Here is a 23,308-nt window from a genome sequence, read left to right on the forward strand (position 1 = left end):
GGGGCGCATCGGGACGGGGGTGCGGGGGTAATCGCGGGTGGTGGGGTGCCGGTAGGGTGCCTTACGCTCGGTCCCCACGGCCAATCTTCGAACGAGCGGGGCCCGCCATGGTTGCGAAAGAGCCGGAGATTGTTCCGCTGCACGCGGGTTTCGACGTCGTGTACCGCGGTTTCCACCGCCGCCAGGTGATCGAGCACCTGGAAAACCTGGACGAGCAGCTCAAGTACCTGTCCCTCGACCGCGCCGAGGCGCTGGCCCAGGCGGCGGACCTGCGCAAGCTGCTGGAGATGACCCGCCGCGACCTGGAGGAGGCGCGGGCCCGGATCGAGCGGCTGGAGCTGTCGCCCGACACGACCGCGGGAGCGTCCGAGCGCCTGCACCGGATGCTGACGCTGGCCCAGGACGAGGCGAACGAGGTGCGGCTGCGCGCCGAGCACGACGTCACGGCGCTGCGGCAGCGCACCGAGGTGGAGCTGGGCGAGCGGCGGCGGCGGTTGGAGGCGGAGCTGGACGCGCAGCGCGCGCAGGTCGACGCGGAGGCGCAGGACCTGCGCGAGGCGGCGAACCGGCGGGCCGCCGAGCTGGACCAGCGCGAGGTCGACCTGGAACGCCGGCAGGCCGAGGTGGAGGCGCACCTCAGGGCGCGGGCCGAGCAGGTGGAGGCCGACTGCGCCGCCGCCGTGGCCGAGGCGGAGCGGGAGGCGGAACGGGTGCTGCGGGAGGCCGCCGACCGGTGCTCGCAGCTGGAGGCGGAGTCGGACGCCCGGCGGGCCAAGGCGCAGAACTTCTTCGAGCTGACCATGAACCGGCGTCGGCACGAGGCCGAGCAGCACTTCGCCGAGCAGGAGGAGCTGGCCAAGGCGCGGGCCGCGTTCCTGATCAAGCTCGCCGCCCGGGAGGCGAACCGGCGCATCGGGGAGATCCAGCAGCAGGCCGCGGAGCTGCGCGAGCTGCGCCACTCGGTGGCCGCCCAGGTCGCCTCGGCCCGCGTCGCCCTGGACGCGGCGGCCGACCGGGTTCCCGACGTGATCCCGGAGCAGGTGACCGCCGAGCAGGTCAGCGCCGGTCAGGCGAACGCCGAGCAGGTCGGTGCCGGTCAGGCCGGCACCGGGCAAGCGGGCGCCGGGCAAGCGGGCGCGGAGCGGGCAGGTGCCGGTCAGGTGGGTGCCCCGCAGGAGGCGGCGCACCGGCGGGTCGACGCCTGATGGCGGTGGGCGCGTCGCCGCGCGAGTTTCCGTCCGGGCGCGGCGAGCAGGTCGCGGCTGCCCACCAGTCGAGTGAGGGTGCGTGATGTTCGAGGTGGCGGTCGTGTTCGGGTTGTGCGCCTTGTCCTTCGCGGCGGGCTGCGTGCTGACCGCGATCATGCTCCGCCGGGACCCGCCGCCCGACCACGAGCCCGATCCCGCGCCGGTGCCGCCGCCCCGGTTCGAGCCGAGGTTCCCGCCGGAGGAGTACGCGACGAAGCCGATCCACCGCAACCCGGTGGTGGGCATCCCGACGGCGCTGCCCGCGCCCCCGCCCCGCCCGAACCTGGTGGTGGTCCCGGAGCCGGAGGCGCCCGTGCCGCAGGACGCCGTGCGCCACATGCACCTGGTCCGCGCCGGCACCCCGGTCGACCCGGCGGACGACCGCGCCGCCGACCCGACCCGCCCCTTCGGCCTGACCGAACTGGCTGAACTGGCCGCAACCGTCGAAACTCCAGCCGTCGAGGCCGCAGCCGTCGAAACGGAGGCCGTCGAGACCGCAGCCGCCGAGACTCCAGCCGTCGAAACCGGGGCCGTCGAGACCGCAGTCGTCGAGACCGGGGACACCGCTCGGACCACCGCGCCGCCGGAAGTGCCGGAACCGGCCGCGACCGTCGCGCCGGACGGGGAACCCGTTGCCCCCGTGGGGGAAGCGCCCGGAGCCGCCGTCACGATCGTGGCGTCACCGGCCGCTGCCGCCGAACCCGTGCTGATCCCGACGCCCACCGCACCGGCGCCGGACACGTTCGAAGCGGCCCGCCGGGAGACCTAGCGGGCCGCCGAACGCCTGCGCGGTCAGTGCTTGCGGAACTTGCGCAGCAGCTGTTGTGCCTTGGCCTTGTTGCGGGGGTCGCGGGCGGCGTGCTTGAGCTGTTCCGTGACCCGGCGGCCCTGCGGACTGCGGGCGAACGCGGCGAGCTTGCTGAACAGAGATGCCATGTAGACCTCCTTCCCTTTCCGGCCAACGAGCAAACCCCGCGAAGGGTTCCTAAACCGGCGAAACGGTCACTCCCAGCGCTCCCGGGCCGACGTGCGCGCCGACCGCCGAGCTCACCGGCGTCACCAGGAACCGCCGCACGTCCGGCAGCCTCGCCCGCAGCTGCTCCAGCACGGACGCGGCGCGTTCGGCCGCGTCGAAGTGCTCGACCGCGATGTCCACCCGCTCCCGACCCGCCCGCTTCACCGCGAGGTCGACCAGCCTGCGCAGCGCCCGCTCCGCGCCCAGCACCCTGTCCAGCGGGGCGATCCGCCCACCCGTCACGGTCAGCAGGGGCTTCATCGACAGCGCCGAACCGACGACGGCGGCGGCCCTGCCGATCCGCCCGCCGCGCCGCAGGTACTCCAGGGTGTCGACGTACAGCAGCTCGCTGCTGCGCTCGAGGGTGTGCCGCGCGGCGGACACGACGCGGTTCGCGTCGGCGCCGGCGGCGGCCGCGGTGGCGGCGGACACGACCGCGTAGCCCAGGCTCATCCCGCACGTCCGCGTGTCGACCACGTGCACCGGCACGCGCACCTGCGTGGCGGCCTCCCGGGCCGCCTCCGCGGTCCGCGACAGGTCGGTCGACACGTGCAGCGAGACGACCGCCTCCGCGCCCGAGGCCGCCGCGTCGGCGTACGACCAGAAGAACGCGCCGGGGTCGGGTGGCGCGGTGGCCACGTCCCGCTGCCCGCGCAGGGCGTCCACCAGCTCCGGGACCGGCACGCGGGCCTCGTCCTCGACCCGGTCGCCGATCCGCACCTGGAGCTGCGCGACCGTCACCCCGAGCTGCTCGGTCAACCGCGGCGGCAGGCACGCGGTGGAATCCGTGACAATCGCTACTCGCCGTGACATGCGTTCGAACCTAACCCAGCCGGGGGACGGTCCGTAACGCCGTCGTGCGGAGAGGTGACGATGTCCGAAAGGCCGGAAACGCACTCGTGAGCATCATCACGCGGGTGGGTGCTTGCTGCCGTTTGCACCGGTGCTACCGGTGGGTAACATAGGGGTGGCAGACACCACCATGCCAATGCGGCGATGACATGGCAGGGTCACGAACAATCCGGCGACCTGGGCACCACCGTCGCCCACTGACGTCGCCGCCCGTCCGCAGGAGGTCGAAGAGGACCCATGAACATTGTCGTCCTGGTCAAGCAGGTGCCCGACACCTGGTCCGAGCGCAAGCTCGCCGACTCCGACCACACCCTCGACCGCGACTCCGCGGACGCCGTGCTCGACGAGATCAACGAGCGCGCCGTGGAAGAGGCGCTGCTGCTCCAGGAGGCGCACGGCGGCGAGGTGACCGTCGTCGCGATGGGTCCCGACCGCGCGACCGACGCGATCCGCAAGGCGCTCTCCATGGGCGCGGACAAGGCCGTCCACGTGTCCGACCCGGCCCTGCACGGCTCCGACGCGCTCACCACCGCGAAGGTGCTGGCCAAGGCCATCGGCACGATCGAGGGCGTCGACCTCGTCATCGCGGGCAACGAGGCCACCGACGGCCGCGCGGGCGCGGTGCCCGCGATGCTCGCCGAGCTGCTGGGCCTGCCGCAGGTGACGCAGGTGCGCAAGCTCAGCGTCGAGGGCGGCACCGTGAAGGCCGAGCGGGAGACCGACGAGGGCGTCGCGCACCTCGAGGCGAGCCTGCCCGCCGTGGTCAGCGTGAACGAGAAGATCAACGAGCCGCGCTACCCGTCCTTCAAGGGCATCATGGCGGCGAAGAAGAAGCCGGTCAGCACCCTGACGATCGCCGACCTGGGCCTGGACGCCGGCGAGGTCGGCCTGTCCGCCTCGTGGTCGCAGGTGCTGGAGGCGGCACCGAAGCCGCCGCGCGGCGCGGGTCAGCGCGTCGAGGACTCGGGTGACGGCGGTGCCAAGATCGCCGAGTACCTGGTCGGCCAGAAGCTCATCTGAAGGCGAGGAGAAGCATGTCCGAGGTACTCGTCCTCGTCGACCACGTCGACGGCGAGGTCAAGAAGGTCACCCATGAGCTTCTATCCGCCGCGCGCGGTCTCGGCGAGCCGGCCGCGGTGGTGGTCGGATCGCCCGGCACCGCGGGCAAGGTGAGGGAGTCCCTGGGCCGTTACGGCGCGACGAAGGTGTACGCGGTGGAGTCCGAGGACGCCGTGAACCACCTGGTCACGCCGAAGGTCGACGCGCTCGCCGCGATCGCGGGCACCGCCTCGCCCGCCGCCGTGCTGGTGTCGGCGACGCTGGAGGGCAAGGAGGTCGCGGGCCGGCTGGCCGTGCGCCTGGGCTCCGGCCTGCTCTACGACGCCGTCGACCTCGACGGCGAGGGCGTCGCGACCCAGTCGATCTTCGGTGGCGCGTACGTGGTGAAGTCCAAGGTCACCAACGGCATCCCGGTCATCGCCGTGCGCCCCGGCGGCGTCGAGGCGACCGAGTCCCCGGCCGACGCGGTCGAGCAGGCCGTCGAGGCACCCGCCGCGAACCCGGCGCTGGTCACGAAGGTCACCGGCCGCGAGCCCGTCGTCGGCGGCGACCGCCCGGAGCTGACCGAGGCGTCGGTCGTCGTGTCCGGCGGCCGCGGCGTGGGCAGCGCGGAGAGCTTCGAGGTCGTGGAGAAGCTCGCCGACAGCCTCGGCGCGGCGGTGGGCGCGTCCCGGGCCGCGGTGGACTCCGGCTACTACCCGCACCAGTTCCAGGTCGGCCAGACCGGCAAGACGGTCTCGCCGCAGCTGTACGTGGCCCTGGGCATCTCCGGCGCGATCCAGCACCGGGCGGGCATGCAGACGTCCAAGACCATCGTCGCGGTCAACAAGGACCCGGAGGCGCCGATCTTCGAGATCGCCGACTTCGGCGTGGTCGGCGACCTGTTCGCGGTCGCGCCGCAGCTGACCGACGAGGTCTCCAAGCGCAAGGGCTGACCTGCCGGTTCACCCACGGGGGCCGTTCCGCTCGACGCGGGGCGGCCCCCGTGCCATCGCGGGTCTCACCGGGCCGTAACCGACCTGCCACTGAGGCGTCACCGGAACGACCTGCTCCCGGTCGCCAAGCGGTCGGTAGACCAGAGCCATGACGCAGCCGCAACTGCTTGTCAGCACCGGTGACGCCGCTTCCGACGCGCCGCGCTACTCCCTGTTGGTCGCGCGTGACAGCGACGAGGTCGTGGCCGCGCAGCGGCTGCGGCACCAGGTGTTCGCCTCCGAGATGGGCGCCGTGCTGCACAGCTCCGTGCCGGGCCACGACGTGGACCACTTCGACGAGTACTGCGACCACCTCGTGGTGCGCGACGACCGGACCGGCGACATCGTGGGCACGTACCGGATGCTGCCCCCCGAGCGCGCCGCCGAGGCGGGCCGGCTGTACTCCGACGGCGAGTTCGACCTGTCCGCGCTGGACGACCTGCGGCCGTCCCTGGTGGAGACCGGCCGGTCCTGCGTGCACCCCGACCACCGCAACGGTGCCGTGGTGTCGCTGGTATGGGCGGGGATCGCCCGCTACATGCTGCTGTCCGGGCACTCCTGGCTCATCGGCTGCGCGTCCGTGCCGCTGCACGACGGCGGGTCGTTCGCGGCCGGCGTGTGGGACGTCGTGCGGGCCAAGCACCACGCGCCCGAGGAGTACCGGGTCACGCCGTGGACGCCGTGGGACGTCGACGCGGTCGTGCGTCCCGACCGGACCGTGCTGCCGCCGCTGCTCAAGGGCTACCTGCGGCTGGGCGCGTGGGTGTGCGGGCGGCCCGCGCTGGACGCCGACTTCGGCGTCGCCGACCTGCCCGTGCTGCTCGGGATGGACCGGGTGGACCGGCGGTACCTGAAGTTCTTCCTGGGGGAGACGGCGTGAACAAGCACGCGTGGATGCCCGTGTCGCCGTGCGGCGACGGGTGCGTGGACCACTCGACGGCCACCGTCGGGCGGTTGCGGGTGGCGTGGCGGGTGGTCGCCGCTTCGACGGTAATGCTGTCCGGCGCGTTCGTGGTCCTGGCCGTGCTGTGCCTGCGCGGCCCGGCGCGGTCGGCGCTGCTGCGGCACTGGTTCCGGCTCCTCGTGCGGGCGTTCGGCGTGCGGCTGCTGGTGGTGGGCCCGGTGTTCCAGGAGGTCCGGGGTCGGGGCGTGCTGGTGGTGTCCAACCACGTGTCCTGGCTGGACGAGCTGGCGATCGACGCGGTGCAGCCGATCCGGATGGTGGCCAAGCGGGACATCCGCGACTGGCCGGTGCTGGGCCCGCTGATCACCGCCGCCCGGACCGTGTACCTGGACCGGGAGCGGCTGTCGCTGCTGCCCGGGACGGTGGCCGAGCTGGCGGCGGCGCTGCGCGACGGCGCGGCGGTCGGCATCCACGCCGAGGGCACCACGTGGTGCGGCGTGGCGTCCGGGCGCTACCGGCCGGCGCTGTTCCAGTCCGCCCTGGACGCCGGCGTGCCCGTGCGGCCCGTGGTGCTGCGGTACCGGCAGGGCTCGGCGACGTCGACCCGGCCGGCGTTCATCGGCTCGGACACCCTGGTCGGCTCGATGCGCCGGGTGCTGCGGGCCAGAGGGCTCGTGGTGGAGGTGCACGTGCTGGACGAGGTCGCCCCCGGCCGCGCCTCGACCCGCCGCGAGCTGGCGGCGCTCGTGCAGCAGGAGTCGGAGCGCGTGTCCCACGGCTCGGTCGGGGTGCCCGCCCCGCGGTGGCACACCGCCGAGGTCGCCTGAGCCCGTTCCGGCACAAGGGCGAACCGGCCCGCGACGGAACGGACGCCGTGCGCCGGCCATCGGGACCATCTTCGGTGATTCGCCTGCCACCGCGACGCCGGTTCGGCATGGTTCCCCCTCGGGTGAAGAACACCCGAACTCCAAGGGGGAATCGTGAGAAATTCATCATTGCGCCGGGCCGCGGTCGCCGTCGTGGCGTCCGCGGCGGCGCTGGTGGCGTTGTCGACGCCCGCGCTGGCACAGCCCGTGACCACCGGGACGGCCTCGTTCACCGGTGACCCGGGCGACTGGGTCACCTTCGGCGGGTCCTACGCGTACGACACGGGTGCGGGGGACTCGCTGGCCGTGTTCGGCAGCGCGGACAACAACTACGTGCGCCTGGGCGTCGACGGCAGGAACGGCGACTGGTGGACCGTCGAGTTCGCCGCGCCGCAGGGGCAGCGCCTGACCGCCGGCACCTACACCGACGCCCGCCGCTACCCGTTCCAGCCGGCGGCCGCCCCCGGGCTGGACTACTCCGGCAACGGGCGCGGCTGCAACCAGCTCGGCGGCACGTTCACCATCGAGGCCGTCTCGTTCGGCCCCAACGGCTACGTCGAGCGGTTGGACGCCACGTTCGAGCAGCACTGCGAGTTCAGCGCCGACGCGGCGCGCGGCGAGCTGCACGTGCTCAACCCGCCGCCGCCCGCCGAGCTGGACCTCGACCTCGCCGTGTCCACCAACGGCACCGCGAGCTCGCTCAACGGCAAGGCCGGGATCAGCGGGACGGTGGACTGCTCCGCGCCGGTGCGGGTCACCGTCTCCGGCCGGGTCACGCAGGTGAAGAACAACACGATCATCCGCGGCGACTACACCGCGGCGGTCGACTGCGTCCCGGGCGCGGGCACCCCGTGGTCGGCGGTGGCCGACCCGATCGGCACCGTGCCGTTCCAGCGGGGGCTGGTCGAGGTCGTCACGCACGGTTCGGCGACCGACCCGAACTACGGCAACCAGGTGGAGGTCGACAGGACCTCGGTCGTGCGCCTGGAGCGCGTCCGGGCCTGACCGGTCATATCGCCTTGACCTCCACCCCCGTGGAGGTTGAACCATTGACCCGTGACGACGACGACCGGGACCTCCGCCAAGAGCAACCTCTGGACACCTGAACGGCGGGGGCCGACGGTCGGGATCATCCTGCTCGTCACCCTGCTCGCGTTCGAGAACATGGGCGTCAGCACGGCCATGCCGCGCATGGTCGCCGACCTCGGCGGCAACGAGCTGTACGCGTGGCCGTTCCTGGCGTTCCTCGCCGCGAGCGTGGTGGCGACGGTGCTCTCGGGACGTCTCAGCGACGTGCGCGGGCCGCGGCCCTCCCTGTTGGCCGGGCCCGCGCTCTTCCTGGTCGGCCTGCTGGTCGCCGGGTTGGCCCACGGCATGCCGCTGCTGCTGCTCGGCCGCGTGCTGCAGGGCATCGGCGGCGGGGCGCAGGTGGTCGCGCTCTACGTGCTCATCGGCCTGGTCTACCCGGAGCGGGACCGGCCGGCGGTGTTCGGGCTGCTCTCCTCGGCGTGGGTGGTGCCGTCGCTGGTCGGTCCCGCGCTGGCGGGCTGGCTGACCGAGACGTTCAGCTGGCGGTGGGTGTTCCTGGGGCTGGCGCCGTTCGTGCTGCTCGGCGTGCTGCTGCTGGTGCCGGTGCTGCGGAACCTGCCGCCGCACACCCCCGACCGCAACACCCGCCGCGGCCTGCCGGCGGCCGCGCTCGGGGCGGGCTCCGGCGTGGCGGCGTTGAGCTGGGCCGCCCAGCACCCGCGGGGCCTCGGCCTGGTGATCGGGCTGGCCGGCCTGGTGGTGCTGGCGCCGGCGCTGCGCGTGCTGCTGCCCAAGGGCACGCTGACCGCCCGGCGCGGCCTGCCGGTGACGATCCTGTCCCGCGCGCTGCTCGCCGGGTCGTTCTTCGCGACCGAGGCGTTCATCCCGCTGACGCTGACCTCCGTGCACGGCTACTCGGCCATCGCCGCCGGCATCCCGCTCACGCTGAGCGCCCTGGGCTGGTCCAGCGCAGCCTGGTGGCAGTCCCGCAAACCGGACTTCCCGCGCGAGAAGCTCGTGCGCCGGGGGTTCGCGCTCAACGCCGCGGGTATCTCCGGGGTGACGCTCATCGCACCGCAGTGGGGCCCGGCCTGGGCGACGCCGGTGCTCTGGGCGGTGGCCGGAGCGGGGATGGGGTTGGCGATGTCGAGCCTGAGCGTGCTCACCCTCGGCGCGTCGTCCGAGGTCGACCGGGGGTTCAACTCCTCGGCCCTGCAGATCGGCGACATGCTCGGCTCGGCCCTGCTGGTCGGCCTGGGCGGTGTGCTGGTCGCCACGTTCGCCTCGACCGCGGCCCCGACGGCGGCCGTCGTGCCGTTCGACCTGCTGATGGCGGGCGTCTCGGTGCTCGGTGCGGTGCTCGCCGGGCGGCTGCGCCCGGCTACCCTGGGACGCTGATGGCCTACTTCGACCACGCCGCCACGACCCCCATGCTCCCCGAGGCGATCGAGGCGATGACTCGGGCGTTGTCCACGACGGGCAACGCCTCGTCGCTGCACACCTCGGGCAGGCGGGCCCGGCGGCTGGTCGAGGAGGCGCGGGAGGACATCGCGGACGCCCTCGGCGCGCGACCCTCCGAGGTGATCTTCACCAGCGGCGGCACGGAGAGCGACAACCTCGCGGTCAAGGGCGTCTACTGGTCCCGCCGCGCGCCCGGCCGCGGCCGCGTGGTGGCGACGTCGGTCGAGCACCACGCCGTGCTGGACGCCGTGCAGTGGCTGGTCGACCACGAGGGCGCGGAGGTGACCTGGCTGGAGCCCGACGGGCTCGGCCGCATCCGGCCCGAGGCGCTGCGCGACGCGCTGGACGACGACGTGGCCCTGGTCACCGCCATGTGGGCGAACAACGAGGTCGGCACGATCAACCCGGTGGCCGAGCTGGCCGCGATCGCGGCCGGGCGCGGCGTCCCGTTCCACACCGACGCCGTGCAGGCCGTCGGCGCGGTCCCGGTCGACTTCACCGACTCCGGCGCCTCGGCGCTGACGCTCACCGGCCACAAGATCGGCGGGCCGTACGGCGTGGGAGTGCTGCTGCTGGGCCGGGACGTGGCCACGACGCCGGTGCTGCACGGCGGCGGGCAGGAGCGGGAGGTGCGGTCCGGCACGCTGGACGTGCCGTCGATCGTGGCCCTGGCCGCCGCGGTCCGGCACGCGGTCGACGACCAGGCCGAGACCGCCGCCCGGGTCGCCGCGCTGCGCGACGAGCTGGTGGCGTCGGTGCGGCGCGCGGTGCCGGACGTGGCGGTGAACGGCGACCCGGTGCACCGGCTGCCCGGCAACGCGCACCTGACGTTCCCCGGCTGCGAGGGCGACAGCCTGCTGATGCTGCTGGACGCCAAGGGCATCGAGTGCTCCACCGGCTCGGCGTGCACGGCGGGCGTGGCGCAGCCCAGCCACGTGCTGCTGGCCATGGGCGTCGACCCGGTCCTGGCGCGCGGTTCGCTGCGGTTCTCCCTCGGCCACACCTCCACGGCGGCCGACGTGCGCGAGCTGGCCGAGGTGATCGGCCCGGTGGTGGAGCGCGCCCGCACGGCGGGCATCGCGGGGATGAAGCGGCTTGCGGGCAAGGCGACGGCGGAGGTGTGACGGGCATGCGGGTGCTGGCGGCGATGAGCGGCGGGGTGGATTCCGCCGTGGCTGCGGCGCGGGCGGTGGCGGCGGGTCACGAGGTGACCGGCGTGCACCTGGCGTTGTCGGCCAAGCCGGGCACGTTGCGCACCGGCGCGCGCGGCTGCTGCACCGTCGAGGACGCGCGGGACGCGCGGCGCGCGGCGGACGTGCTCGGCATCCCGTTCTACGTCTGGGACTTCGCGGAGCGGTTCACCGAGGAGGTCGTGGACGAGTTCGTGGCCGAGTACGCGGCCGGTCGCACGCCCAACCCGTGCCTGCGGTGCAACGAGAAGATCAAGTTCGAGGCGTTGCTGGACAAGGCGATCGCGCTCGGCTTCGACGCGGTCTGCACCGGGCACTACGCCCGTCTGTCCACTGTGGACGGCAAGCCGGAGCTGCGCCGCTCGGCCGACGACGGCAAGGACCAGTCCTACGTGCTGGCGTCGCTGACGCACGAGCAGCTGGCGCACGCGATGTTCCCGCTGGGCGACTCGACCAAGGCGCAGGTCCGGGCCGAGGCGGCCGAGCGGGGCCTCCAGGTCGCGGCCAAGCCCGACAGCCACGACATCTGCTTCATCCCCGACGGCGACACCCGCGGCTTCCTCACCCGCAAGCTCGGCGAGCAGCCCGGCCTGCTGGTGGACGACGAGACCGGCGCGGTGCTCGGCCGGCACGCGGGCGTGCACGAGTTCACCGTCGGCCAGCGCAAGGGCCTGGGCATCGACGCGCCCGCGCCCGACGGGCGGCCCCGCTACGTGCTGTCGCTGGAGCCCGTCAGCGGCACGGTGCGGGTCGGCGCGGCGGAGAAGCTGAAGGTCACCGAGATCGTCGCGCGGCGGCCCGTGACGCGCGTGGCGTTCGACGGCCCGGTGGAGTGCGTGGCCCAGGTCCGCGCCCACGGCGGTCTGGCACCTGCGGTGGCCGAAGTCGTCGGCGGCGAGCTGCTCGTCCGCCTGCGCGAGCCGTTGAGCGGCGTCGCCCCTGGTCAGGCGGTCGCGGTGTACCGGGAGGACGCGGCGGCGGGCGATCTGGTGCTCGCCAGCGCCACGATCAGCGCTACCCGGTGAGGTCCGATTTGTGGATTTGTCGGTGTCTCCTGCGACACTGCGTGCGTGCCGTATGACAACGCACGACGCCGGAGGTCACTGGTGGACATCGGGACCCGGGTGAGGGTGCTCTCGAGCAAGCTCGACCACCCGTCCGCGCAACGTCTCGACGCGGAGCAGTTCGAACGGCTGCGCGCGGAGGTCCGCACGCTGCGCTGGGTGGTCCGGGAGCGCCTGCACCGACCGGAGTGGGCCGACCTGATCGCGCAGGTGGAGGGCATGGTGGAACGGGTGGAACGGCTCGACCCGGCGCTCGCGCGCGAGGTCGAGGTGCCGCCGCAGGCGGGCAGGTCGCAGGGTGGCGTGGCGCAGCCGCGCGTGTCGCCCGAGCTGGGGCGGGTGACCGAGTGCCGCTGATCGGTCAGACCAGGGCGTTGTAGGCCGCCGCGGCGGCGATGAGGGCGCAGTAGCCGGTCGAGGCGAGGGCGACGGTCCGGACGCGGCGGCGCTCGGACCAGCCCGTCCGGCCCAACGCCCAGGCCAGGGCGGGCAGCAGCAGCACGCCGTGCATGGCCACGCCGTGCGAGAGCTTCCACGAGCCGCCGCGTTCGGCGACCATCAGGCCGCCGAACGCCAGCGCCACGACTAGCGTCGCCGTGCCCACCCGGACCGCCAGCCGCAGGTCGGGGGCGAGGTGCTCGGCCCGGAAGGCGGCGACGGCCAGGGCGAGCACGGCGACGACGAGCGTGACGCCGCCCGCGGTGAGGGCCCGGGTCACCACCGAGTCGAACGCCGTCGCCTCGTTGAAGTGCGACGGCACGTGCCGCCACGCCTGGAGCGAGATCAGCGCCACCTCCAGCGCGGAGGCGGCGGTGAACAGCCGCACCCAGGCCCGGCCGAGCCGCAGGCCGGCGCCGACCCGGGCGTAGGTGGCGAGCGTGAGGCCGAACGACAGGCCGAACGTGACCGGCTTGCGCCACGACACCGGCCCCTCCCACGGCCCGCCGGCCACGGCGAACACGACGAGGTGCAGCAGGCCGGAGGCGAACAGCAGCGCGGCCACCCGGTACGCGGTGCGGGTCGAGGTCATGGCCCCGATGGTGGCCGTCCGGCCGGGTCGCGGCGTCGGGCGTCGGGCGGCCTTCCCGCCTACGTCGCCGGGCGTACCGCTAGGGCGTCCAGTCGGTGTTCGCGCCGCACAGCACCACGCACGCCAGCTCGCCGGGCACGTCCCCGGCCAGCCACGCGGCGAACGGCACGGCCGCCGCAGGCTCGACGGCCAGCCGGAACTCCTCCCACAGCCGGTCGCGGGCGGCCAGCGTGCGCTCGTCCGGCACGAGCACGGACGTCACCGGGTGCGACCGCAGGATGCCGAACGGCACGTCGCCCACCCGCGTGGCACCGAGCGCGGAGGCCGCCACCGAGTCCACCTCGGCGTCGACCGGTTCGCCCGCGGCCAGCGCGAGGTGCAGCGCGCAGCACCGCTCCGGCTCGACCGCGACCGTCAGCCGGCCCGAGGCCAGCGCGGTGCCCGCGGCCAGCCCGCCGCCGCCGACCGCGACCGCGATCGCGTCCACCTCCGGCACGTCCTCGACCACCTCGGCCGCCACCGTGCCCTGACCCGCGACGACGGCCGGGTCGTTGTACGCCTCGACGTAGAAGCCGGGCATCTCGCGGGCCGCCAGCACCGCCTCGGCGTACGTGTCGCCGTGCCGGATCAGCTTCGCGCCCGCCGCCTCGATCCGCCGCACCTTGCCCTCCGGCGCGCTCACCGGCACGAACACCGTGGCGTTCAGGCCGAGGAGCCGGGCGGCCTCGGCCACGCCCAGGCCGTGGTTGCCGCCGGACGCGGTGACCACGCGATCCGGCGAACCGGCCGCGAGCAGCGCGTTCACCGCGCCGCGCAGCTTGAACGAGCCGGTGAGCTGGAGGTGCTCCAGCTTGAACACGACCGGCCTGCCGTCGACCTCCGTGCGCCAGGAGGGGGTGCGGCGGGCGTGCGGGCGGATGCGGTCAGCGGCGGCGGCGACGTCGGGGATCATGCACCCAGCATGCGCTCACCCGGTGAACCACCTGTAGGCACCCATGACGAGCGTCACCGCGCCCACGACGAAGCACAGCAGCACGACGACCACGCCGATCAGCACGAGCGCGTTCGCGCGCCACGACGAGTCCCGGTCGTCGGCCACCAGCAGCTCGGCGCGGAGCTGGTCGCTCGCCGCCTCCTGCAACCCCACCAGGCGCTGCCGCGCCGTCTCCGTGGTGGCGACGGCCTCGCCGCCGACCCAGTTCATCGCCTCCAGCCGGGCGAGCGGGGTGCGGTAGGCGCGCTCGAACGCCGCCACCTCGGCCTCGTCGCGCACCTCGCACAGGTAGCTCCACCGCCCGGCCTGCGCCGCGTCGCCGAGCAGCCGGCACACCGCCGCCAACCGCTCGCGCAGGTCCAGCCGGTCGGGGAAGCTGGTGACCAGGCCGACCAGCCGCTGCCGTGCGCGCAGCACGCTGGCCAGGTCACCGCGTTCGACCTCTTCGGCGACCTTGCGGAGGGTCAGCTCGACCGGCATGGACCACATCGTCCCAGCCGGCGCAACCGTAGGATTTCCGGGTGATCGCGGTATCGGTGGTGACGTTCGGCCTGGCCTGGTGGCTCGGGCTCTACCTGCTCCTGCGCGATCCCCGCAAGCCCCAGCTCCGCCGCGCCTCGGCCGGGCTGGTCGCCTACGCGCTCGTGGTCGTCCTGCCCCTGCCGGCGGTGGCGATGGCCGTGCCCGCGGTGGCGTGGACGGGCGTCGTCGTCCGCTGGCTCCCCGCCCGCTACGACCGGTGGTGGCGCTACAGCGCGGTGCCGCTGCTCGTGGCGGCCTGGTTCGTGCCGGCGGTGGTGCTGGTGCCGCTGGCCGCGGCGCTGGTGCTGTGCCTGCGGGTGCGCCGGGCGTTGCTGGGCGCGGCGACGGTCCTGTTCGGGCTGAGCTGCGCGCTGCTCCTGGCGGACGTGCTGCCCGAGCCGGTGGTGATCGCGTCGGCCGGGGTGGACCTGCTGGTGTTCGGCGTGCTCGTGGCCGTGGCGGACGCGTTCGACGAGGGTGAGGCGATCCGGGGCGACGTGGTCCGCTCGCTGCTGACGTCGGCCGGGTTGGCGGCGGTGTTCGGCGGGCAGGTGGCGTTGTTCCTGGACGACCGGCTGGTGCCCCTGCTGTACGGCACGGTGGCCGCCGCGATCGCGGTGCAGGTGCTGGCGAACCCGCTGGCGCTGCTGGTGGACCGGGTCGCGGTGCCCGGGGTGGCCGCGGAGCGGGCCGAGCTGCGCGAGGCGGCGGAGGCCCTGCCGCGGCGGGCCCCGCTGGACCCGGCGGAATTCGTGAAGCTGACCAGGCGCGCGTTGAGCAATTACGGCGACCTGGGCAAGCTCGTCGCGAGCCCGTTGACGCGATTGCCGGTGATCGACGCCCGGTTGGCCGCGCGGGGCGCGTCCGACCAACCGCTGGAACGGGCGGCCGAGTTGAAGTCGTTGTTGCTGGAGGGCATCCGCCGGCTGAAACCGCGTGACGGCGAATTCGGCACCAGCGACGAATGGCGGCACTACAACGCGCTGTACTTCTACTACGTCGTCGGGCTCCGGCCGTACAGCAGGCGGACCAAGCGCGAGGACCTCGACCCGGTGGCCCGGCGGGCGTTGGCGTGGTTCGTCGACCAGGTGCCCGAGCGGACGCTGCACAACTGGCAGAACGCGGGGGCGAAGCTGGTGGCCGAGGACCTGTTCGCCCAGGTCGAGCCCGCGTGATCGGCAGGAGTTGGCAGTGTTCGGCGTGGTGCCGGCAGTGCGGCCGGACCTAACTTCCGGGCCATGACGACGATTCAGGCACGAAACGACGGTCTTCTCCGGTTCGCCCTCAAGCTCGACGGCGTCGCCTCGGGCGGGCTCGGGGTGATCGCCCTGCTGTTCCACGACGACCTGCCGACGGGATTGCCCGGTGGGCTGGTGATCGGGCTCAGCGTTTTCTTGGTCCTTTACGGGATCGGCGTTTTCCTGTTGGGCCTGCGGCCCGTCAGGTCGTTGGTCGCCGTGGTGGTGATCGCGAATGCGCTGTGGGTGCTGGACAGCCTCCTGGTCGCTTTCGCCGGGTGGTTCCCGGTGACTGGGCTCGGTGTCGCCCTCATCGTCGCCCAGGCGGTCGCGGTAACGGGTTTCCTCATCCTCCAGGTGCTGGGTCTGCGGCGTTCGGCCTGAGGGTCCGGCTCCGGCCACGGAACTCGGCCACCACCTCGTCGCCCCGGCGCACGGTGATGTCGTAGAGGCCGCTGCGCCCGAACCGGACCCGTTCGACCGCCTCGGCGACCAGCACGTCCCCCGCGTGCACGGGGGCGATGAAGTCGATCTCCGCCTGCGCCGCCACGGTCACCGAGCCGGGGCGGTTGCAGGCGCAGGCGAAGGCCGTGTCGGCGAGCAGGAACACGTACCCGCCGTGCCCGATGCCGTGGCCGTTGACCATCAGGTCGGTGACGGTCATGGTGAGCCGGGCGGTGCCGGGGCCGAGTTCGAGCGCCCGGATGCCGAGCGCGGCCGACGCGGCGTCGTCGGCGAGCATCTGCGCGGGTCCGTCCACCCCTGCACCTTAAGGTTCGGGGGTGCTCGACATCATCCGGGCGGTCGGCCTGTTCGCGGTGACGAACGTCGACGACATCGTCCTGCTGGCCCTGTTCTTCGCCCGGGGCGTGCCCCCTTGGCGCGTGGTGCTGGGCCAGTACCTGGGTTTCGCGGGGATCCTGGTGGTCGCCATCGCCGCCGCCCTGGGCGCGACCCTGTTGCCGCCGGCCGTTCTGCCGTGGCTGGGGCTGCTGCCGTTGGCGCTGGGGGTGAAGGCGGCTTGGCAGGCGTGGCGCGGGGGTGACGACGGCGAGCCCGCGGCGTCCGGCGTGCTGGGCGTGGCGGCCGTGACGCTGGCGAACGGGGGCGACAACATCGGCGTCTACGTGCCCGTCTTCGCCACGACGGGGATCGTCGCGTACGTGGTCGTGTTCCTGCTGCTGGTCGCGGTGTGGTGCGGGGCGGGCTACTTCTTCGCCACCCGCCCGGCGGTGGCGCGGCACCTGAGCCGGTGGGGCCACGTCGTGCTGCCCGTGGTGCTGATCGGCATCGGCGTGCTGATCCTGGTGTCGTGAAGTCCTTCCTGCCGTGCGCCTCTACCGGCCGGTCAGCCACACCAGGTGCGTCCGCACCCCGCGTGAGCGGGCGGAGATCTCGAAGAGCTGCCGTGCCCGCTCGGGGCTCTGGGACATCAGGTGGAAATCGCCTTCGACCGAGTTGACGTCGACGTGGTCGGCGTAGGCCAGCCCGTAACCCGCGACCCGACTGCCTTCCCGCTTCCCGCGCTCCTCCACGATGGCGAACAACCGCGGTGCCCGCTTCTCGGCGATCGACCGCATGGGGTCTTCGCCCTTCTCCGTCGACATCATCACGTCGCTCGTGCTTTCACGCGACATGGGGGTTCCTTTCTCGCGTGGTGCTGACCGTTCACACGTCGGCATCGGGCAGCGGTTCGCCTCCCGGCGATCATCAACGGTGCCCGGGACAAGCCTGGGTGTTAGACCGTTCGGGCGGAGTCGCCCCGGGAGGGGGCCATGTGGCGGGAAGTGGCCAGGAGGAGGGGCCACAATGGTGACGTCCTGCTACTCGCCCGTCAGGATGATCCCGTGCACGAGCCGACGAGCATCGGAGAGCTGCTGCGCCGGCTGCGAACCGGTGCTGGGCGCTCGCAGAGCGAGCAAGCCGATGCGCTCTCCGAACGCGCCGGTCGTGCGGTCACCCGCAATGAGGTGTCGCGCTGGGAAACCGAGAAGCGGATGTTGACGCCGTACTGGCAGCAGCATCACGCCGACAGCTTCGGCATTCCCGTGGTTGTCGTGAAGCGAGCGGTGGCGGTGGCCAAGGCCAAGCGTCGGCTTGAGCGGCGCGAGCACCACGGAGGAGATGACGTGCGGCGGCGGGAGTTCCTCGGGGCCATGGCGGGGTTGGCGGTGCCCTCGCAGGGTGTCGCGCGGTCGGGGGAGGGTTCTCGGCTGGGCATGAGCGACGTGCGGACGATGCTCGTGCGCACCGCCAGGCTTCGCCGCCTGGACGACTACCTCGGTGGTGCCGACACCGTCCACCTCTACGCCACCGAGCTGGCGGCGACCACGAAGCTCGTGCGCGACGCCGGCTGCACCACCGCGGTGCGCAAGGCGTGCACGGCGGTCATCGCCGAGCAGGCGCAGCTCGCCGGGTGGGCGGCCTTCGACGCCGGGATGCACGACGTGGCGGAGCGGCACTACACCACCAGCCTCGCGGCCGCCCGGGAAGCCGACGACGCGGCTCTGGCGGGCAACGCCCTCTCGTTCCTCGCCTACCAGCGGGTGACTGCCGGCAAACCGGACGTGGCGACCGCCAGCGCCTCGTACGCCACCGCGCAGCGGTGGGCCACGCCGAAGGTGCGGGTACTGCTGCTGGAGCGCATGGCGTGGACGCACGCCGTCGCCGGCCACACCGCCGCGGCGGACCGCGCCCTGGCGGAGGCGGCCGAGGCCGCGCGCGTCCGGGACGATCGCCCCGAACCCGACTGGGTCTACTGGGTCGACGAGGACGAGAGCCGGATCATGGCCGGACGGTGTTGGACGCAGCTCCGGCGGCCACTCCGCGCCGTGCCGATCCTGGAGGACGTGCTCAACCGCTACGACGACACCCATGCCCGTGACAAGGCGATGTACCTGACGTCGTTGGCGCACGCCTACCTCGACGCGGGCGAAGTGGAACAGGCCGCGACCGTCACCGAACGTGCCGCGCGACTGGCGGGCGGAGTGGGATCGGTGCGGCCCGCGGAGAAGATCCGGAAGGTGGTCCACCGGCTGCGACCACACCGCTCGCTGCCGGTGGTGTCGAGTGCGATCGAGGCCGCGGGCCTGCCGACTACCGCCCGGGACTGACCGTTCGACGCAGCCAGGCGAGGTAGTCGTCGGAGGCGGCGGCGAGGGGCAGGGCGGTCACCTCGGGGTTGTCCCACGGGTGTTCCCGCCGGAGGTGCGCCTCCAACTCGGGGTAGCGCTCGGCCGTGGTCTTGAGCGTCACCTGCCACTCCTCGCCCTCGCCCTGCTCACCCAGGTGCCAGAAGAACGACGTGACCGGACCGGACACCTGCGCGCTCGCCGCCAGTCGGGCGGTGACGGCGGAGCGTGCCAAGTGCGCGGCCGTCTCGCGGTCGGCGGTTGTCGTGGTCACCTGGAGGAAGCCGGTCATGGCCGTCACGCTAGTGCGCAGTGGGCGGAACGCCCGGCTCAACGTTGTGAGCCGAGCGTTCTGTCCGCAGGGGTCGCGCAGGATCAGGCCGTGAAGCACTTGAAGAGGGTGGTGTTCTCCCACCTGTCCTGACCGGACCTGCGGCTACGCGCTCCAGATGGCACCTGACCAGCCCGGACGCGTCCGGTTGCGTTCCGTCGCATTTCGACCTTTCTCAACGTCCCACGGCCCACAGACGGCCTGAAGTTGATCAGCGATTAACGGGCGTCACTCCGACTGAGCCCTCTCATGGCCAGCCGAGGTGACGCCCGTTCGCGCTTCCGTTGCCCTGGCCCTCGTCACCGGTCGACCTTCTCGATGGCAAGACGGCGCAGCCGTCGCGGCAGCCGATCGCCGCGCCTAGCCCGACCGGGCCTCGTGACCGCGCGATCGTCCCGACCTGTGCCGCTGGCAGCTCGTGGTTCTGGCGTCTGTTGTGGCGCGCCGTCACCCGACCACGTGCACCGACTCCGCGCACGGCCGACGGGCGGAGCGAAGCGGGAGCCCGGCGTGCCGGGATGCGGGGAGTCGGTGCCAACGTGCGCCGCCCAGCACTGCGCGCCGCCGCAGGCGGCGCGCCTTGATCCCATAGAGCGCAGTTCTGCAACATTCGTGTCATTCAGTTGCTCAGCGCCATTCGTGTGCGAAGATACGTACCTTCAATGATGACCGTAGGAGCACTCAAGTGTCGCGTGACAAGGAAGTCAGTTACCGCTTTGAACAAGCGCAGAACGCACTTGTTTTGCAAGCATCTGACCTATCACTTGAAACCGTTGCAAATATGGTAGGTAGTGATGCGATCGATATCGCACCCCTTTTTCAACGTCGTGAGCGGTGGGATATTGCGCGTCAGTCCGCCCTCATTGAGTCATTCCTTCTAAATATCCCGGTACCTCCGGTTTACTTGTCGGAAGAAGAGTTCGGACGGTATTCCGTCATCGACGGCAAGCAGCGTATCACGTCAATTCATGAGTACATGCGTAATAGGTTCTCGCTTTCACACCTATCACGATTCAGGGAAGTCGAGGGGATGCGCTTCAAGGATCTTCCTGAACAACTTAGAAATGCTCTCACCGTGAGGCCCTACATCCGTGCCATCACGATTCTTCGTCAATCTGACCGTAACACTAAGTATGAAGTTTTCCACCGCTTGAATACCGGCGGCCAGCCTTTGAATTCCCAAGAAGTCCGTAACGTTCTGTATCACGGACCGCTAAACGATCTTCTTGTAAGGCTCTCGGTGCACCCGTTCCTTCGTAAGCAATTGAAGATCAAAGATAATCGGTCGCCTGCATACCAGAATATGACTGACGTCGAGTACGTTCTTCGCTTTTTCACACTTCGAAACTCATGGATGAACTTCACGGGAAGCTTCAGTCGATCGATGGACGCCTTTATGGCGATGCACCAATACGCCAGTGATGTGGAGATTCGATCGTTCGAAAACGCATTCGATCGATCGATCGGCGCAAGTCAAGAGATCTGGGGCAACTATGCGTTCAAGCGATCGGTTGGTCACTCTTGGCGCGATCAAGTACTAGCAGCTATCTACGACGCCCAGATGATCGCGATCGACCGACTGGATGAACCTCAGCTAGATAGTCTATTGGCACGCAAGGAAGAAGCGGTAGAAGCAACAAAATCACTATTCAGTGATCCGGCATTCGATACTGCGGTTCGATCTTCGACCAATACCTCGTCAAGGGTTTCCTATCGTATTGAAAGCATGTATCACGTTCTGAGGGCGGTTGCCGAGTGAGTGTCAGTTCGCCGTCCCGGCATGCCTTGATTGAGCGTCTCAATACGGTTAGAGACTCCTCGGCACAAGCATTGCTAATTGATAGAGTTCTTAGTGACGTAGATCATAATCGACGCGCAAGACTTCTTCGAAACGGCCTAATGGTCGTCGCTTTCACGTCACTTGAAGACTTTTTGCGAAATAGAATCGGTGAATTGCTGGCATACATTAGTCGCACCACTGTCCACTTCAATGACTTGCCAGACGCATTGCGGGAATCGGTTACGCTAGGGGCGATGAAAGCTGTACAATTGCGCGCCGCTCAATTGAAGCGAACAGGTCAGGATCACTTCGCTTTGCTCCAGCAAGTTGCTGCCGATGTCGCAAGCACGGCGGGCGGGGCTTTGCAATTGAGTAAATATAGCCTCGGGTACGATGGTTCGAATATATCGAGTACTGAAATTTCCGGAATGCTGGCGAAAATGAACGTACTTAACCCTTGGAGTGAGATGTCAAGTATTGCCGCAAGGTGCGGTTTTGGATCTCTTGCGTTGAAAGAGTCGTATGATCAGGCGCTTTTGAAGCGAAATAGAGCGGCACATAGCCCGCAAGCCGACGTGCAACCGCTAGATCTAGTATCATTCTGCGACCTTGGGATGGCCATTGCGGCAAGCTTCGATATCCTCGCTAGTAGGGCTGCTCGCCTGCTGCGTGTCGGTAACGATGACATCCTGAAGGGCAAGATATCGATCGCATCGCAAATCAAGCTCCGTTTTATCGATATTACAGGTGCGCGATATTCCGAGATCCGTGAGGGTGGAACGCGTGCAGTGAAAATTCACTCTGAGCACGCGGAAGCTTGGAAAATCGCCTTCAATCGAGCTCTTGCAGGGCATGAAGCGATCGTTGAGAGAAACGGAAAGCTGCTACCGATAGCGTGGTTGCCTACAGATGTCTAGTAGGACTAAGAACTACTCCGAGGTCTTCGCGATAGATAGCATGGCCTCGATCAGATTAGGTCCGGCAGCCACTACATCAATTGACGATGTGGAGTATTGGTTTCCTGAACTGTCGAGAATGGCACCTCCCGCTTCTTTTGCGATCAATGCACCGGCGGCAACGTCAACGATTTGATTCGAGAGGATAATGACACCATCGAGTCGGCCTTCGGCGAGCCAAACGAAATCGTGTGCTGCCGACCCGAACATCCGGATCCGCTCGACTTGGTGAGCAAGTTTTCCCGTAACCGCTAGTCGCTTTTTATTTTTTTCCTGGGCACCGTCGCCTACAGCGTAATCGCCAATCGATACTATTGCCTTCCTCGTTTGGGTAGTAGTACTCACACGAATTGGCTCTCCGTTCGCGTAAGCGCCCCCTCCGCTAGTGGCCCAATAAATTTTATTCCAGAATGGTAGCGCTACGGCCGCTACTACCGGACTGTCTTCAATTATCAACGATATTTGTACTGCCGCAAACGGCAGGTCATGTGTGAAGTTCGCGGTCCCGTCGATTGGGTCAAGTGCCCAGAAGTGTTTACTATCGGTAGTCTGACTACTGTGACCCTCCTCCTCACCTAGGAAATCAATGTCTGGAGTTGTATCGGCCAAGAAACTTCGGATTCTGCGCTCGATTCGCACGTCTACATCGGTGTACGTGTCTCGGTCTGCTTTCTCGGAAACTTTTTGTGGGCGGGCGTTTTTGATGAGATCATTGCCGATGCCTACAGCCGTCCGGGCGATCTCGGCCAGTTGGTCGAGTGGTCGCTTCACGCGGGCTCCTTTGCGCGGTTCCACATAGAATCGAACACCTGGGAAAAGGTGGCGAACAGGCCGGGTGTCGCGTCGTCCTTCTCGATCACGAGCGTAGGGGACTCGACCCCTCGGGCGTCGGGCAAGTAGGGCTGGACGACGCACTTCGCTTGGTCGGTGATGAGGATGTTGTAGCGGAGCGGTTCGTCGTAGACGCGGATGTGGAGCTGGTCGCGTGCATCCGGTGAGACCTTGGCACCGACTCGGCGTAGGGCTTCGATGTTGAGACGGGTGAGCATGGAGAGGTGGCCTTCGGGTAGGCCCTCTTCGTGTTCGCGGGCGGTGATGTTGTGGCCGTTGGGGTCGAGGAAGAGGGCTCTGATGGAGGTGCCGGTCTCGATCGAGTCCAAGAGGGCCTTGTCGGAGTACTGCTGGCACAGGACGTTGAGGGACAGGCCCGCGATGTCGATCGTCTTCGCGCCTTCGAACAGGTCGCGGGGGGTGACGTTGTGCAGGAACTCGGTCCGGCTGGGATAGACGGCGGTGACGTCGGCCAGGCGGGCCTGTTGGGGCATCTGGACCGGGCGCGGTACCGGGTGGGTGGAAGCCGCGGGACGCTGGCGCGGCGTGACGAGGCTGTCCGTGTCGCCCTCGTGTGGGGACAGGAGTTGTTCGGCGGTCCAGCCGGGGAACATCTTTTCGAGGATGCGGCAGTGGTCGGCGTAGGGCAGGCCGAGTAGGTCGCCGGACAGCCAGCGGTAGAACTGGGCCTTGCTGGGGTAGTGGCCGATCAGGTCGGTGTCGAGCTGCTTGGCGATGCGGTCGTACTCCTTGCAGAAGGTGCGGTAGCCCTGCATGTGGCGTTGTCGGAGCAGGACTCTCAAAAGGGTCGACTCTGTGGCCATGTGGTCTCCC

Annotated in this window: 28 protein-coding genes; 17 read left to right on the top strand and 11 right to left on the bottom strand. The window is 70.1% G+C overall.

The window, feature by feature from the left end; all coding sequences use genetic code 11:
- Positions 1-107 precede the first annotated feature (107 nt).
- Positions 108-1,205, top strand: a complete 1,098-nt coding sequence (locus ACIGNX_RS23835; RefSeq protein ID WP_396542891.1) for a hypothetical protein — start codon at positions 108-110, stop codon at positions 1,203-1,205.
- An 85-nt stretch (positions 1,206-1,290) separates the two neighbouring features.
- Complete coding sequence (locus tag ACIGNX_RS23840) at positions 1,291-2,016, top strand: hypothetical protein (protein WP_396542892.1); 726 nt, start codon at positions 1,291-1,293, stop codon at positions 2,014-2,016.
- 23 nt (positions 2,017-2,039) lie between these two features.
- Here the strand turns inward: ACIGNX_RS23840 and ACIGNX_RS23845 are convergent, their stop codons facing one another.
- Positions 2,040-2,183, bottom strand: coding sequence for a hypothetical protein (locus tag ACIGNX_RS23845; RefSeq protein WP_396542893.1), 144 nt, complete (start codon positions 2,181-2,183; stop codon positions 2,040-2,042).
- 49 nt (positions 2,184-2,232) lie between these two features.
- Positions 2,233-3,075, bottom strand: coding sequence for a DegV family protein (locus ACIGNX_RS23850; RefSeq protein WP_396542894.1), 843 nt, complete (start codon positions 3,073-3,075; stop codon positions 2,233-2,235).
- A gap of 276 nt (positions 3,076-3,351) precedes the next feature.
- Between ACIGNX_RS23850 and ACIGNX_RS23855 the strand changes: the two genes are divergently transcribed.
- From ACIGNX_RS23855 to ACIGNX_RS23895, 9 genes are all read left to right on the top strand, one after another.
- Complete coding sequence (locus tag ACIGNX_RS23855) at positions 3,352-4,134, top strand: electron transfer flavoprotein subunit beta/FixA family protein (RefSeq protein ID WP_396542895.1); 783 nt, start codon at positions 3,352-3,354, stop codon at positions 4,132-4,134.
- 14 nt (positions 4,135-4,148) lie between these two features.
- On the top strand, positions 4,149-5,108 hold the full coding sequence (locus ACIGNX_RS23860) for an electron transfer flavoprotein subunit alpha/FixB family protein (RefSeq protein ID WP_396542896.1): 960 nt from the start codon (positions 4,149-4,151) through the stop codon (positions 5,106-5,108).
- Positions 5,109-5,256: 148 nt separating this feature from the next.
- Positions 5,257-6,027, top strand: coding sequence for a GNAT family N-acetyltransferase (locus ACIGNX_RS23865; RefSeq protein ID WP_396542897.1), 771 nt, complete (start codon positions 5,257-5,259; stop codon positions 6,025-6,027).
- Positions 6,024-6,878 (top strand): lysophospholipid acyltransferase family protein, encoded by an 855-nt coding sequence (locus ACIGNX_RS23870; RefSeq protein WP_396542898.1) that lies wholly within the window; start codon positions 6,024-6,026, stop codon positions 6,876-6,878. The genes ACIGNX_RS23865 and ACIGNX_RS23870 overlap by 4 nt, the downstream gene beginning before the upstream one ends.
- Before the next feature lie 153 nt (positions 6,879-7,031).
- Positions 7,032-7,922 carry a hypothetical protein gene (locus ACIGNX_RS23875; protein WP_396542899.1) on the top strand — a complete coding sequence of 297 codons (891 nt, stop codon included), beginning with the start codon at positions 7,032-7,034 and terminating at the stop codon, positions 7,920-7,922.
- A gap of 51 nt (positions 7,923-7,973) precedes the next feature.
- Positions 7,974-9,344 carry an MFS transporter gene (locus ACIGNX_RS23880; protein WP_396542900.1) on the top strand — a complete coding sequence of 457 codons (1,371 nt, stop codon included), beginning with the start codon at positions 7,974-7,976 and terminating at the stop codon, positions 9,342-9,344.
- Positions 9,344-10,531: a cysteine desulfurase family protein gene (locus ACIGNX_RS23885; RefSeq protein ID WP_396542901.1), complete on the top strand. Its 1,188-nt coding sequence runs from the start codon at positions 9,344-9,346 to the stop codon at positions 10,529-10,531. The genes ACIGNX_RS23880 and ACIGNX_RS23885 overlap by 1 nt, the downstream gene beginning before the upstream one ends.
- 5 nt (positions 10,532-10,536) lie before the next feature.
- On the top strand, positions 10,537-11,622 hold the full coding sequence (gene mnmA / locus ACIGNX_RS23890) for a tRNA 2-thiouridine(34) synthase MnmA (protein WP_396542902.1): 1,086 nt from the start codon (positions 10,537-10,539) through the stop codon (positions 11,620-11,622).
- An 81-nt stretch (positions 11,623-11,703) separates the two neighbouring features.
- A complete protein-coding gene (locus ACIGNX_RS23895) occupies positions 11,704-12,018 on the top strand; it encodes a hypothetical protein (RefSeq protein ID WP_396542903.1) in 315 nt (104 codons plus the stop codon).
- 4 nt (positions 12,019-12,022) lie between these two features.
- Here ACIGNX_RS23895 and ACIGNX_RS23900 read toward each other — a convergent pair whose 3' ends face one another.
- From ACIGNX_RS23900 to ACIGNX_RS23910, 3 genes are all read right to left on the bottom strand, one after another.
- On the bottom strand, positions 12,023-12,691 hold the full coding sequence (locus ACIGNX_RS23900) for a hypothetical protein (protein WP_396542904.1): 669 nt from the start codon (positions 12,689-12,691) through the stop codon (positions 12,023-12,025).
- Positions 12,692-12,770: 79 nt separating this feature from the next.
- Positions 12,771-13,643 carry a serine/threonine dehydratase gene (locus ACIGNX_RS23905; RefSeq protein WP_396542905.1) on the bottom strand — a complete coding sequence of 291 codons (873 nt, stop codon included), beginning with the start codon at positions 13,641-13,643 and terminating at the stop codon, positions 12,771-12,773.
- A gap of 15 nt (positions 13,644-13,658) precedes the next feature.
- Complete coding sequence (locus ACIGNX_RS23910; protein ID WP_396542906.1) at positions 13,659-14,165, bottom strand: DUF6584 family protein; 507 nt, start codon at positions 14,163-14,165, stop codon at positions 13,659-13,661.
- Positions 14,166-14,206: 41 nt separating this feature from the next.
- On the opposite strand from ACIGNX_RS23910, the gene ACIGNX_RS23915 reads away from it, so the two are divergent.
- Positions 14,207-15,382 (top strand): hypothetical protein, encoded by a 1,176-nt coding sequence (locus ACIGNX_RS23915; RefSeq protein WP_396542907.1) that lies wholly within the window; start codon positions 14,207-14,209, stop codon positions 15,380-15,382.
- Between the two features lie 63 nt (positions 15,383-15,445).
- Positions 15,446-15,829 carry a hypothetical protein gene (locus ACIGNX_RS23920; protein WP_396542908.1) on the top strand — a complete coding sequence of 128 codons (384 nt, stop codon included), beginning with the start codon at positions 15,446-15,448 and terminating at the stop codon, positions 15,827-15,829.
- Here the strand turns inward: ACIGNX_RS23920 and paaI are convergent.
- Entirely contained in the window at positions 15,792-16,187 is a 396-nt protein-coding gene (gene paaI / locus ACIGNX_RS23925) for a hydroxyphenylacetyl-CoA thioesterase PaaI (protein WP_396542940.1), read from the bottom strand. The two genes, ACIGNX_RS23920 and paaI, sit on opposite strands and share 38 nt — an antisense overlap.
- 40 nt (positions 16,188-16,227) lie before the next feature.
- Between paaI and ACIGNX_RS23930 the strand changes: the two genes are divergently transcribed.
- Positions 16,228-16,761 carry a cadmium resistance transporter gene (locus tag ACIGNX_RS23930; protein WP_396542909.1) on the top strand — a complete coding sequence of 178 codons (534 nt, stop codon included), beginning with the start codon at positions 16,228-16,230 and terminating at the stop codon, positions 16,759-16,761.
- Positions 16,762-16,782: 21 nt separating this feature from the next.
- Here ACIGNX_RS23930 and ACIGNX_RS23935 read toward each other — a convergent pair whose 3' ends face one another.
- Together ACIGNX_RS23935 and ACIGNX_RS23940 are read right to left on the bottom strand one after the other, a co-directional pair.
- Positions 16,783-17,082 carry a hypothetical protein gene (locus tag ACIGNX_RS23935; protein WP_396542910.1) on the bottom strand — a complete coding sequence of 100 codons (300 nt, stop codon included), beginning with the start codon at positions 17,080-17,082 and terminating at the stop codon, positions 16,783-16,785.
- 186 nt (positions 17,083-17,268) lie between these two features.
- Positions 17,269-17,562 (bottom strand): hypothetical protein, encoded by a 294-nt coding sequence (locus ACIGNX_RS23940; protein ID WP_396542911.1) that lies wholly within the window; start codon positions 17,560-17,562, stop codon positions 17,269-17,271.
- A 12-nt stretch (positions 17,563-17,574) separates the two neighbouring features.
- Here ACIGNX_RS23940 and ACIGNX_RS23945 point away from each other — a divergent pair, with 12 nt between their 5' ends.
- Positions 17,575-18,558: a hypothetical protein gene (locus ACIGNX_RS23945; protein ID WP_396542912.1), complete on the top strand. Its 984-nt coding sequence runs from the start codon at positions 17,575-17,577 to the stop codon at positions 18,556-18,558.
- Here the strand turns inward: ACIGNX_RS23945 and cutA are convergent.
- The gene (gene cutA / locus ACIGNX_RS23950) at positions 18,542-18,868 is read right to left on the bottom strand and encodes a divalent-cation tolerance protein CutA (protein WP_396542913.1); all 327 of its coding nucleotides are present in this window, start codon (positions 18,866-18,868) and stop codon (positions 18,542-18,544) included. The two genes, ACIGNX_RS23945 and cutA, sit on opposite strands and share 17 nt — an antisense overlap.
- Before the next feature lie 724 nt (positions 18,869-19,592).
- Here cutA and ACIGNX_RS23955 point away from each other — a divergent pair.
- Both ACIGNX_RS23955 and ACIGNX_RS23960 read left to right on the top strand, forming a co-directional pair.
- Positions 19,593-20,666 carry a DUF262 domain-containing protein gene (locus tag ACIGNX_RS23955; RefSeq protein WP_396542914.1) on the top strand — a complete coding sequence of 358 codons (1,074 nt, stop codon included), beginning with the start codon at positions 19,593-19,595 and terminating at the stop codon, positions 20,664-20,666.
- 275 nt (positions 20,667-20,941) lie between these two features.
- Positions 20,942-21,604 (top strand): hypothetical protein, encoded by a 663-nt coding sequence (locus ACIGNX_RS23960; RefSeq protein ID WP_396542915.1) that lies wholly within the window; start codon positions 20,942-20,944, stop codon positions 21,602-21,604.
- A gap of 12 nt (positions 21,605-21,616) precedes the next feature.
- Here the strand turns inward: ACIGNX_RS23960 and ACIGNX_RS23965 are convergent, their stop codons facing one another.
- Together ACIGNX_RS23965 and ACIGNX_RS23970 are read right to left on the bottom strand one after the other, a co-directional pair.
- Positions 21,617-22,414, bottom strand: a complete 798-nt coding sequence (locus tag ACIGNX_RS23965) for an inositol monophosphatase family protein (RefSeq protein WP_396542916.1) — start codon at positions 22,412-22,414, stop codon at positions 21,617-21,619.
- Positions 22,411-23,298: a DUF5919 domain-containing protein gene (locus tag ACIGNX_RS23970; protein WP_396542917.1), complete on the bottom strand. Its 888-nt coding sequence runs from the start codon at positions 23,296-23,298 to the stop codon at positions 22,411-22,413. The genes ACIGNX_RS23965 and ACIGNX_RS23970 overlap by 4 nt, the downstream gene beginning before the upstream one ends.
- Positions 23,299-23,308 lie beyond the last annotated feature (10 nt).

The organism is Actinosynnema sp. NPDC053489 (assembly GCF_044544865.1).
Classification (GTDB): Bacteria; Actinomycetota; Actinomycetes; order Mycobacteriales; family Pseudonocardiaceae; genus Actinosynnema.

Coding starts and splice junctions, on each gene's coding strand:
- ACIGNX_RS23850 (WP_396542894.1), bottom strand. CDS start 3,075: ATGTCACGGCGAGTAGCGATTGTCACGGATTCCACCGCGTGCCTGCCG.
- ACIGNX_RS23885 (WP_396542901.1), top strand. CDS start 9,344: ATGGCCTACTTCGACCACGCCGCCACGACCCCCATGCTCCCCGAGGCG.
- ACIGNX_RS23855 (WP_396542895.1), top strand. CDS start 3,352: ATGAACATTGTCGTCCTGGTCAAGCAGGTGCCCGACACCTGGTCCGAG.
- mnmA (WP_396542902.1), top strand. CDS start 10,537: ATGCGGGTGCTGGCGGCGATGAGCGGCGGGGTGGATTCCGCCGTGGCT.
- ACIGNX_RS23900 (WP_396542904.1), bottom strand. CDS start 12,691: ATGACCTCGACCCGCACCGCGTACCGGGTGGCCGCGCTGCTGTTCGCC.
- ACIGNX_RS23865 (WP_396542897.1), top strand. CDS start 5,257: ATGACGCAGCCGCAACTGCTTGTCAGCACCGGTGACGCCGCTTCCGAC.
- ACIGNX_RS23935 (WP_396542910.1), bottom strand. CDS start 17,082: ATGTCGCGTGAAAGCACGAGCGACGTGATGATGTCGACGGAGAAGGGC.
- ACIGNX_RS23835 (WP_396542891.1), top strand. CDS start 108: ATGGTTGCGAAAGAGCCGGAGATTGTTCCGCTGCACGCGGGTTTCGAC.
- ACIGNX_RS23970 (WP_396542917.1), bottom strand. CDS start 23,298: ATGGCCACAGAGTCGACCCTTTTGAGAGTCCTGCTCCGACAACGCCAC.
- ACIGNX_RS23860 (WP_396542896.1), top strand. CDS start 4,149: ATGTCCGAGGTACTCGTCCTCGTCGACCACGTCGACGGCGAGGTCAAG.
- cutA (WP_396542913.1), bottom strand. CDS start 18,868: ATGACCGGCTTCCTCCAGGTGACCACGACAACCGCCGACCGCGAGACG.
- paaI (WP_396542940.1), bottom strand. CDS start 16,187: ATGCTCGCCGACGACGCCGCGTCGGCCGCGCTCGGCATCCGGGCGCTC.
- ACIGNX_RS23920 (WP_396542908.1), top strand. CDS start 15,446: ATGACGACGATTCAGGCACGAAACGACGGTCTTCTCCGGTTCGCCCTC.
- ACIGNX_RS23960 (WP_396542915.1), top strand. CDS start 20,942: ATGAAAGCTGTACAATTGCGCGCCGCTCAATTGAAGCGAACAGGTCAG.
- ACIGNX_RS23905 (WP_396542905.1), bottom strand. CDS start 13,643: ATGATCCCCGACGTCGCCGCCGCCGCTGACCGCATCCGCCCGCACGCC.
- ACIGNX_RS23845 (WP_396542893.1), bottom strand. CDS start 2,183: ATGGCATCTCTGTTCAGCAAGCTCGCCGCGTTCGCCCGCAGTCCGCAG.
- ACIGNX_RS23910 (WP_396542906.1), bottom strand. CDS start 14,165: ATGCCGGTCGAGCTGACCCTCCGCAAGGTCGCCGAAGAGGTCGAACGC.
- ACIGNX_RS23840 (WP_396542892.1), top strand. CDS start 1,291: ATGTTCGAGGTGGCGGTCGTGTTCGGGTTGTGCGCCTTGTCCTTCGCG.